Origin of the sequence: Streptomyces sp. CC53, from assembly GCF_001865245.1 — a bacterium.
Lineage (GTDB): Bacteria > Actinomycetota > Actinomycetes > Streptomycetales > Streptomycetaceae > Streptomyces.
The window spans coordinates 1-10,323 of sequence record NZ_MKXB01000181.1; the positions used below are offsets into that span (position 1 = coordinate 1).

Annotated in this window: 6 protein-coding genes and 1 pseudogene; 5 read left to right on the plus strand and 2 right to left on the minus strand. The window is 74.9% G+C overall.

The annotated features are described in order from the left end of the window. Together BJP40_RS22530 and BJP40_RS22535 are read left to right on the plus strand one after the other, a co-directional pair. Nucleotides 1-370: pseudogene (locus tag BJP40_RS22530) on the plus strand (hypothetical protein); the annotation flags it as partial. 79 nt (nucleotides 371-449) lie between these two features. Continuing rightward, on the plus strand, nucleotides 450-1,559 hold the full coding sequence (locus tag BJP40_RS22535; protein ID WP_079171375.1) for a glycosyltransferase family 4 protein: 1,110 nt from the start codon (nucleotides 450-452) through the stop codon (nucleotides 1,557-1,559). Between the two features lie 269 nt (nucleotides 1,560-1,828). On the opposite strand, the gene BJP40_RS22540 is transcribed toward BJP40_RS22535, so the two are convergent. Beyond that, nucleotides 1,829-3,466: a PucR family transcriptional regulator gene (locus tag BJP40_RS22540; RefSeq protein WP_071281909.1), complete on the minus strand. Its 1,638-nt coding sequence runs from the start codon at nucleotides 3,464-3,466 to the stop codon at nucleotides 1,829-1,831. A 441-nt stretch (nucleotides 3,467-3,907) separates the two neighbouring features. Between BJP40_RS22540 and BJP40_RS22545 the strand changes: the two genes are divergently transcribed. After that, nucleotides 3,908-4,252 (plus strand): hypothetical protein, encoded by a 345-nt coding sequence (locus BJP40_RS22545; protein WP_071281910.1) that lies wholly within the window; start codon nucleotides 3,908-3,910, stop codon nucleotides 4,250-4,252. A gap of 366 nt (nucleotides 4,253-4,618) precedes the next feature. Here BJP40_RS22545 and BJP40_RS22550 read toward each other — a convergent pair whose 3' ends face one another. After that, nucleotides 4,619-6,421 (minus strand): glycoside hydrolase family 15 protein, encoded by a 1,803-nt coding sequence (locus tag BJP40_RS22550; protein ID WP_071281911.1) that lies wholly within the window; start codon nucleotides 6,419-6,421, stop codon nucleotides 4,619-4,621. A gap of 518 nt (nucleotides 6,422-6,939) precedes the next feature. On the opposite strand from BJP40_RS22550, the gene BJP40_RS22555 reads away from it, so the two are divergent. Together BJP40_RS22555 and BJP40_RS22560 are read left to right on the plus strand one after the other, a co-directional pair. After that, nucleotides 6,940-8,619, plus strand: a complete 1,680-nt coding sequence (locus BJP40_RS22555) for a CTP synthase (protein WP_071281912.1) — start codon at nucleotides 6,940-6,942, stop codon at nucleotides 8,617-8,619. Between the two features lie 97 nt (nucleotides 8,620-8,716). Then, the gene (locus BJP40_RS22560) at nucleotides 8,717-9,343 is read left to right on the plus strand and encodes an NUDIX hydrolase (protein WP_071264170.1); all 627 of its coding nucleotides are present in this window, start codon (nucleotides 8,717-8,719) and stop codon (nucleotides 9,341-9,343) included. The last annotated feature ends 980 nt before the right edge of the window (nucleotides 9,344-10,323 follow it).

Here is a 10,323-nt window from a genome sequence, read left to right on the forward strand (position 1 = left end):
CGCCGGCACCGCCCACCTCGTCAACCTGCTGGACGTCCGGCCGGGGCGCGCCGTGTGCGCCGTGCTGGCGGCCGGGGCGCCCGCCGTGCTGCGGGGCGCCCCGCTCGCGGCGGCGCCCGTGGGGGCCGCGGCGGCCGTGCTGGCCGACGACGTGGCGGAGCGCACGATGCTCGGCGACCTGGGGGCGCACGCGCTGGGCGGGGCACTCGGGGCCGCCGTCGCCGCCCGTCGGGGGCGCCGCGGCCTCGTGGTGACCGCTGCCGCGCTCGTCGCCGCCGCCGCGTGCGGCGACGCCGTCAGCAGCCTCGCGAGATCACCCGTGTGGGTGAACCCGCGTGGCGGGTGGACGCCGCAGGGCAGCGCAAAGTAGCGGGATGTGGCGGTAACGTCACGGTACCGACCGCTTCGGCGGTGCCGGAACGTGCGTACGGGCTGGCATCCTTGGGCGCGTGACACAGCTGCGTACGGTCCAAGTCCTGGGCGGCGGCAGCGCGGGCAGCAGCGCTCATGTGAGGTCACTGGCCGCCGGGCTGGTGGCGAGGGGCGTACGGGTGACCGTGTGCGCCCCCGCCGAGCTCGGCCAGGAGTACGACTTCCCCGGTGTCGGCGCCGACTTCATGCCCGTGCCGCGACGCAGCGACCCCCTGGCGGTCGGCGCCCTGCGGGCCGCCTGCGCGGAAGCGGACCTCGTGCACGCCCACGGACTGAACGCGGCGGTGCGGTCCGCGATGGCCCTGCCGGCGCAGCGCGTGCCGCTCGTCGTCACCTGGCACACCCGTGCGTACGCCCAGGGGGCGGCGCGGGCGCAGTGGCTGCGGTTCATGGAGCGCAGGGCCGTGCGTGCGGCGGCCGTCGTGCTCGGCACGTCGTCGGAGCTGGTGGACCGTGCCCGCAGGCGGGGCGCGCGGGACGCCCGGCTGGGGCCGGTCTCGGTGCCCGGGCTGCCCGGCAGCCGGGGCACCGGCTGCGGCGCCCCCGGAGACGCGGAAGAGGAGAAGGCGCGCGCCGAACTGGGCGCAGTGGACCGTCCGCTGGTGGTCTCGGTCGGTGCGCTGGAGCCCCACCGCGGGTACGGCACGCTGCTGGACGCCTCCCGCCGGTGGCTCGGCCACGATCCCGTACCGCTCGTCGCCGTCGTCGGTGAGGGGCAGCGGCGTGCGGCGCTGCAGCAGCGGATCGACACGGAGGACCTCCCGGTGCGGCTCCTGGGCGAGCGGGACGACGCCGGGGTGCTGCTGGCGGCCGCGGACCTCGCGGTGCTGCCCAGCCGCTGGGAGGCGCGCTCCCTGGTCGCCCAGGAGGCCCTGAGGCGCGGCGTGCCGCTGGTGGCCACCGCGGTCGGCGGGGTGCCGGAACTCGTGGGCGGCGCGGCGGAACTCGTGCCGTACGGCGACGCGGTGGCACTCGCCCAGGCGGTGTCGGGGCTCCTCGCGGACCCGGCCCGGCGGGCGGAGCTGGCGGAGGCGGGCCGGCGGCAGGCGAGCACCTGGCCGACCGAGGACGACACGATCGCGCAGGTGCTGAGCGTCTACGACGAACTGTGTGGCCGCGGGATCTGACGGGTCCTCCGGCGCGGGACGGGTGCCCGGCCGCTGCCTACACGGTGCCTCCGGGGGCGCCGGGCCGCGGCGCACAGTGGATCCGGAGTACAGGACGGGCGCCTCGCGGGGCGCCCTCAGCGGGGCTCGGGGCCCGCGTTCGGGACGAGCGCCAGGGGAGCGTCCCCGGCAGGTGCCGGTGGGCGCCTGACGGAACCCCACCCGGGCACCCGGACCGCTCCGCTCCCGGGCGGCGGGCCCCGGCCGGACCGGTGCGGCTGCCGCGGGCGTCAGGAGGTGTGGCGGCGGGCGCGCAGCGCCAGGGAGAGGGCCAGCACCGCCTGCGGGTCGTCGAGGTCGGTGCCCAGAAGCTCGGTGATGCGGGCCAGCCGGTTGTACAGGGTCTGGCGGTTCAGATGCAGTGCGCGCGCCGTCTCCGCCTTGCGCCCCGCATGCGCGAGGTACGCCTCCAGGGTGGGCAGCAGCGGCGGACGGGACGCCGCGTCGTGGGCCCGCACGGGCCCGATCGCCCGCTCGACGAACGCGGCGAGGCCCTCCTCGTCGTGCCGGTGCAGTCGCCACAGCAACAGGTCGATGTCCAGCCGCCGCGCGTCGTGCCAGGCGCAGGGCGGCAGGCCCTGCGCCGCCGCCGCCGTCTCGGCCGCGTGCCGCAGGCCCGCGGACGCCGACGCCCAGCCACCCGCGACGCCGACCACCACGATCGGGGCCTGCCCGCCCGCCTTCGCGAGACCGGCCCGCTCCGCCCCCGTCCGCAGCGCCGCCGCCACGCGGTCCGCCACCGCCGTGCGCTCGTCCTCGGCGCGCAGGCCCAGCAGCAGCGGCACCCTGCCCTCCACGGGGCGCACGCCCACCAGTGCCGGGACGCCCACCGCGGCCAGCTCCTCCACGACCGCCCGGGCCAGCAGAGCCCAGCTCCCGGCGGGGGAGTGCTCCGCGGCCGTCACCCGCATCACGACGGGCAGCAGCGGCCCGTCGCCGGGACGGAAACCCAGCACCCGGGCCTGCGCCCGGGCGTCGCCCTCGGCGACCCGGCCCTCCGCGAGATCCGTCAGGAAGTCGCCGCGGCCCCGGGCCGCCAGCTCCTCCTCCTGCCGGGCCTGCATCAGGACCACGGCCAGGACGCCCGCCGCCCGCTCCGCCGCCATCCGGTGCACCGGCAGCAGCTCGCCCGACACCGCCGTCAGCAGCAGCCGGGCCCGCACCGGGCCCGTGCCGCCCTCGGCGGCGCCACCGGGAACGTCCACGACCAGGGAACCCGCGGGGGGCCGGTCAGCCGGCCGCTGGCCGCGCAGGCCCTCCCACACCTGCAACGGGTCCGGGCGCGCCGGGGCCGAACCGCCGTCCGCGGCGTACAGCAGCTGCCCGTCCGCCGTCTCCAGGAACACCGGGTTCGCCGCGAAGCCGCTCAGGATGCGCAGCACCCGCGGGATGCCGCCGCCCGACAGCAGGGCCCCGGTGCACTGCCGGTGCACCTCCTCAGCCTGCCGCAACAGGGCGTAGTGCCCGTTCACGATCTCGGTGTGGACCTCCTCCGTGACCGCCACGAACGGCACCTCGCGGTGCAACTGCACCAGCGCGAGCCCCGCCGCGCGGGCCGCCTCGACCAGCGGTACGGGGAGCCGGGTGAAGCGCGGGCCGAGCTCCACCACCAGCGCGGCGATGCCGCGCTCCGCCAGGCGCCGCACGAACGTCCGCTGCTCGGCCGGGCGCGCGCCGATCGCCAGGCCCGTGGTCAGCAGCAGCTCGCCGCCCTTCAGCAGCGACGCGATGTTCGGGGCCTCACCCGCGTGCACCCAGCGGACCGTCCGGTGCAGCTGCTCCGCGCCCGTGACGACCTCCGGCAGCCCGCCGCGCAGCGCCGGGAGCTCCAGCGCCCGCCGTACGGTGATCCCGCCCTGTTCCTCCATGCACGCGGACGCTACCCGCGCCCGCGGCGGCGCGGCACCACCTGTGGGTGACGTGACCCGTGCGCCCCGCCAACCCGCCATGAAGACCGGCCCGTTGACCGCCGGGCGTCCCGTGTGGCGTACGTCACTCAGGGTGAGGGGTGCCGAGCCGGGCCACGCGGGGCTGCGGCGCGGGTCCTTCCGTCACCTTCCTTCGGGTGCGGAGGCACCCGTTGCGGCTGGAGCACGTCCCCGCCATGCGCTGATCCAGCGGGGAGTACGCGTGGCCGGCGGCGTGGCTGCGGTGGCGTCCGGAACGGGATGTGTGACGACCGGACCGCGGTGCGACCGCAGCCGAACGGGTGGAGAGCGTCGTCCCTGCGGGTGCTGCCGCGTTGGCGGCCGCGGTCCCTGGGCATGTGTGGGTCGCCGGAACGCTCTCTCCATTCTGAGGACCCGCCCATGCGCAGGCGTCGCTCCCGGGCCGCCGGTCTCGGCGCCGTGACTCTCCTGCTCGCCCTGCCCGCCTCCCCCGCCTCCGCCGCCGACGGTGAGTTCCGCTACCGGTACGTCGGTACCGGCGGCATCAACCTGAACGGTCGGCTGACCGACCCGGAGAGCGGGGTGTGCATCGACATTCCCGAGACAGAGGGCAACAACTTCCCCGCCCTCGCCCCCCAGAACCTCACGGACTCCGCCGCGACCGTCTTCCTTGAGGCGCACTGCGACGGCGACGTGTTCTTCGTCATGCCCCCGGGCAGAAGGCTCGGCGACCGCCTCCGCTTCCGCTCCGTCGTCTTCAGCTGACACCTCGCCCCACGCCCCGGGCCGGGCGGGTCCACGGCCGGGGCGGTGGGGCGGCCGCGCAGCCGACACCGGAACCGCGCACACCTTCAGCGCCGTACGGCCTGCCCCGCGATCCGGCCCTTCCGTATCCGCGCCGGACCGTTGGCGGCCGGCGCTCCGGGCGTCCTCCGCCCGAACCGTCCCCGCGCCTGCTCCCCAGGGTGGTCTGCCGGCCACATCGGAAGGCCGGCGCGGGGGAGCGCGCCGCGGCAGGCGACGGCGAGCCCGTCAGCGCGTGTCGCCGGGCCGCGGCCTCGCGGTCGGCCGGCGCGCGGGCCGCGGCCGCAGCCGGTGGCGGACCTCGTCCACCGGCTGCGGAACAACGTGCTAGCCGCCGTACGCGCCGGACGCCGTCAGCCGCAGGGCCGTGTCGATCAGCGGGACGTGGCTGAAGGCCTGCGGGAAGTTGCCGACCTGGCGCTGCAGCCGGGGGTCCCACTCCTCGGCGAGCAGCCCGAGGTCGTTGCGCAGGGCCAGCAGCTTCTCGAACAGCTGCCGGGCCTCGTCGACGCGGCCGATCATCGCCAGGTCGTCGGCCATCCAGAACGAGCAGGCGAGGAACGCCCCCTCGTCGCCGGGCAGGCCGTCCACGCCCTCGTCGGTGCCCTGGGTCGGGTAGCGCAGGATGAAGCCGTCCGACGTGGACAGCTCCCGCTGGATGGCCTCGATCGTGCCGATGACCCGCTTGTCGTCCGGCGGGAGGAACCCCATCTGGGGGATGAGCAGCAGTGCGGCGTCGAGCTCCTGGGAGCCGTACGACTGCGTGAAGGTGTTGCGCTCCGGGTCGTAGCCCTTCTCGCACACGTCGCGGTGGATCTCGTCGCGCAGTTCCCGCCAGCGCTCCAGCGGGCCGTCGGCGTCGCCGGACTCGACGAGCTTGATGGTGCGGTCCACGGCGACCCACGCCATCACCTTGGAGTGCACGAAGTGGCGGCGCGGCCCGCGGACCTCCCAGATGCCCTCGTCGGGCTCCATCCAGTGCTTCTCCAGGTAGTGGATCAGCTTCAGCTGGAGCAGGGAGGCGTAGTCGTTGCGGGCCAGACCGGTCATGTGGGCGAGGTGCAGCGCCTCGGTGACCTCGCCGTACACGTCGAGCTGGAGCTGGGCGGCCGCGCCGTTGCCGACGCGGACCGGGGCCGAGTTCTCGTACCCGGGCAGCCAGTCCAGCTCCGCCTCGCCGAGCTCGCGCTCGCCGGCGATGCCGTACATGATCTGCAGGTTCTCGGGGTCGCCCGCGACCGCCCGCAGCAGCCACTCGCGCCAGGCGCGGGCCTCCTCGCGGTAGCCGGTGCGCAGCAGCGAGGAGAGCGTGATGGCCGCGTCCCGCAGCCAGGTGTAGCGGTAGTCCCAGTTCCGCACGCCGCCGATGTCCTCCGGGAGGGAGGTCGTCGGCGCGGCGACGATGCCGCCGGTCGGAGCGTACGTGAGCGCCTTGAGGGTGATCAGCGAGCGGACCACGGACTCGCGGTAGGGCCCGCGGTAGGTGCAGTGGTCGACCCACTCGCTCCAGAAGGCGGCGGTGGCCTCCAGCGCGGCCTCCGGGTCGGGCAGCAGCGGCTGCGGGTGGTGGGAGGGCTGCCAGCTGATGGTGAACGCGACCCGCTCACCGGGGGAGACGGTGAAGTCGGCGTAGGTGGTGAGGTCCTCGCCGTACGTCTCGCACGACGTGTCCAGCCACACCGAGTCGGGGCCCGCGACGGCCACCGTGCGGTTGTCGACCTTGTGCACCCAGGGCACGATCCGGCCGTAGGAGAAGCGCATCCGGAGCGCCGACCGCATCTTCACTCGTCCGCTGATGCCCTCCACGATGCGCACCAGCTGCGGGGCGCCGTCGCGGGGCGGCATGAAGTCGGTGACGCGGACGCTGCCGCGGTCGGTGTCCCACTCGGATTCGAGGATGAGGGAGTCCCCGCGGTAGCGGCGCCGGTCGGCAGCCGGGGGCTCGGTGCCCTCCGGGTGCTCCGGCCCGATCCGCCAGAAGCCGTGTTCCTCGGTCCCGAGGATTCCTGCGAAGACGGCGTGCGAATCGAAGCGGGGCAGGCACAGCCAGTCCGCCGTGCCGTCCCGGCAGACCAGGGCGGCGGTCTGCATGTCTCCGATGAGTGCGTAGTCCTCGATGCGCCCGGCCACGTGCAATCTCCAGTCGAACGGCCACGTTCGCCCCGCGGGGCGCTTAGCTGGTGGGGTCAGGGTCAAGGATCGTCGCCGCGAGGGGCCCCTGGGGGACGGGCGGGGTGGTGCCGTTTCGCGGGCCTGACTCGGCAACGGGTGTCCGAGCAGAATACGACCTCCCCGGGGCGTCTGTGTGATCTTCCTGGTAGTCGGGATGCGCCGAACGAGTGAGCCGGTACCGCGCTGTGCGAATGTATGCGCGGCGCGTCACGCTCACCTGTTCCGCACAGGTCCGAACTGTTCCGAACGTGTCCAAACATTGGCCGGATTGTGTGGTCAGCGTGGCCGGAACGCGGTCACTCGTGGTCGCTGATACCCTGGTAGCCCGTGGACCGGTGGGCGCCGCAGAACCGATCGGCGGCCCCCGATACCGCAGCGACGGCACCCCCGGAAGCCTCGGGCCTCACCCTCCAGGTTTCCGGATCGGACGCCGGTACGCACCTCCAGACCGCGACCACGGGAGCCCCCTCTTGGCCATGCCGCCCGCTGCTTTCCGAAACAGCACAGCCACGACGACCAAGCACATCTTCGTCACCGGGGGTGTCGCCAGCTCCCTCGGCAAGGGCCTCACGGCCTCCAGCCTGGGCGCGCTCCTCAAGGCCCGCGGGCTGCGGGTCACGATGCAGAAGCTCGACCCGTACCTGAACGTCGACCCCGGCACCATGAACCCGTTCCAGCACGGTGAGGTGTTCGTCACCGACGACGGCGCCGAGACCGACCTGGACATCGGCCACTACGAGCGGTTCCTCGACGTCGACCTCGACGGCTCCGCCAACGTCACCACCGGCCAGGTCTACTCCACGGTCATCGCCAAGGAGCGGCGCGGCGAGTACCTCGGCGACACCGTGCAGGTCATCCCGCACATCACCAACGAGATCAAGCACCGCATCCGGCGTATGGCGACCGACGATGTCGACGTCGTCATCACCGAGGTCGGCGGCACCGTCGGCGACATCGAGTCGCTGCCGTTCCTGGAGACCGTCCGCCAGGTCCGCCACGAGGTCGGCCGCGACAACGTCTTCGTCGTGCACATCTCGCTGCTGCCGTACATCGGCCCCTCCGGCGAGCTGAAGACCAAGCCGACCCAGCACTCCGTCGCCGCGCTGCGCAACATCGGCATCCAGCCGGACGCGATCGTGCTGCGCGCCGACCGTGACGTGCCCACCGCCATCAAGCGCAAGATCTCCCTGATGTGCGATGTCGACGAGGCCGCCGTCGTCGCCGCCATCGACGCCAAGTCGATCTACGACATCCCGAAGGTGCTGCACACCGAGGGCCTCGACGCGTACGTCGTGCGCAAGCTCGACCTGCCGTTCCGCGACGTCGACTGGACCACCTGGGACGACCTGCTCGACCGCGTCCACAACCCGGCCCACGAGGTCACCGTCGCCCTCGTCGGCAAGTACATCGACCTCCCCGACGCGTACCTGTCGGTGACCGAGGCCATGCGCGCCGGCGGCTTCGCCAACAAGGCCCGCGTGAAGGTCAAGTGGGTCACCTCCGACGACTGCAAGACCCCGGCGGGCGCCGCCCGGCAGCTCGGTGACGTCGACGCGATCGTCATCCCCGGCGGCTTCGGCGAGCGCGGCGTCAACGGCAAGGTCGGCGCGATCCAGTACGCACGCGAGAACAGGATCCCGCTGCTCGGCCTGTGCCTCGGCCTCCAGTGCATCGTCATCGAGGCCGCGCGCAACCTCGCGGGCATCGCGGACGCCAACTCCACCGAGTTCGACCCGGCGACGGCGCACCCCGTCATCTCGACGATGGAGGAGCAGCTCGCCTACGTCGAGGGCGCCGGCGACCTGGGCGGCACCATGCGGCTCGGCCTCTACCCGGCGAAGCTCGCCGAGGGCTCCGTCGTCCGCGAGGCGTACGGCGACCAGCCGTACGTGGAGGAGCGCCACCGCCACCGCTACGAGGTGAACAACGCCTACCGCGCCGAGCTGGAGAAGAAGGCCGGCATCCTCTTCTCCGGCACGTCCCCGGACAACAAGCTCGTGGAGTACGTCGAGTACCCGCGCGACGTCCACCCGTACCTCGTCGCGACCCAGGCCCACCCGGAGCTGAAGTCCCGCCCGACGCGCCCGCACCCGCTGTTCGCCGGCCTGGTGAAGGCCGCCGTCGAGCGCCGGCAGGCGGCGGGGGCAGCCGAGTAGCCGCTGCGTATACGGTTGACCGGGGTGCGGGCCCGCCGCCCGCACCCCGGTTCTCTGCGTACGCGGGACGACGAGGCACGAGGAAGAGGGAAGGCGCATGGCCATCAAGGACACGCCGGAGGAGTGGCGGGTCACCGCGACCACCACGCCGTTCCGGGGCAACAAGACGAGTGTCCGCACCGACGACGTGGTCATGCCTGACGGCTCCGTCGTGAGCCGCGACTACCAGGTCCACCCCGGCTCGGTGGCCGTCCTCGCCCTGGACGAGCAGGACCGGGTCGTCGTCCTGCGCCAGTACCGCCACCCCGTGCGGCAGAAGCTGTGGGAGATCCCCGCCGGACTCCTCGACGTGCCGGGCGAGAACCCGCTGCGGGCCGCCCAGCGCGAGCTGTACGAGGAAGCACACGTGAAGGCGGAGGAGTGGAACGTCCTCACGGACCTCTACACCACGCCGGGCGGCTGCGACGAGGCCGTGCGGATCTTCCTGGCGCGGGGCCTGTCCGCGGCGGACGGCGACCGCTTCGAGGTCTCCGAGGAGGAGGCCGACATGGAGCTGGCCCGCGTCCCGCTGGCCGACCTCGCCCGCGGTGTCCTGGCGGGCGACCTGCACAACACCTGCCTGGTGGCGGGAGTCCTCTCCGTACTGGCCGCCCGGACGGGGGACGGCCTCGACGCGCTCCGCCCGGCCGACGCCCCCTGGCCGGCCCGCCCGTTCGAGGCGTGAGGTCCCCGGGCCGGACGCCCCGCGCGGCGTGCGGCCCGGCTCCGGGCCCGCCACGCCCGCCGCTGCGGCACCGCCCGGCCCTCCCGGTGTGACCATCGGCTGATCCGATCGGGCGATGTGCGGGCCCTGCTCCGCACGGAACCCCCCGGCGGCTCAACTACGCTCGGACCACCCGTGCGGAAGACCCGCCGGGATCGGCTCGTGCGCAGACGGACGGGAGCGTGGCCCGTGACGGATCAGGCGGTGAACATCGGCGGCGCCGAGCGGCCCCGGGCGGCCGATCCCGCCTCGTCCGGCACCGCCCGGCCGGGTCGCGTGGAACAGGGCCGCCCCGACCGGTCCCGGGCGGCGGCCGAGGGCCGCACCGCGCCCGCCCCTGCTGACGACCCGTCCCACGCCCGCCGGGCTGCGGGATCCCCGCCGGCCGCCGAACCGGAGGGCGGCGCCCGTGGACGCGGCGCCGTCCCCGCCCCGGCCGCCACCCCCGGCCGCCGAGGAGGGGAGCCGGCCGACGGCGCAGCCCCGTGGCACGGCCACGGCGATGAGCGCCCGACCGTCCCCACCCCGGCTGCCGCCTCCGACCGTGCGGCCGACCCCGGCCGACCGGACCCCGCCGAGCCGAGCCGCCCCGACACCGCTCCTCCCGCGGACCCCGCGGAGCCGCACCCGGGCGGGCCCGTGCGGGAGCAGGCCGCGGCGCCGGGCGGTGCGGACACCGCAGGGCCCGCCGGGCGGACCGGCGCCGCGGACCGGGACACCGCACACGAAACGACCCGGCCCCGGACGGGCTCGCGCGGCCCGGCCCCCGACGACACACCCGGGACGGCGCGGACGCGGGGGGCTGCGGACGACACCCGGGGCCCGGAGGCGCCGGCCGGCCCGGGCGGGGCGTGGCCGTCGGGCCCGTTGCCTGCGGACGGCTCCGGGGAACCGGGCAGGGGATGCGCAGCGGGCACGCCTGAAGCGCCCTGCGAGGCCGG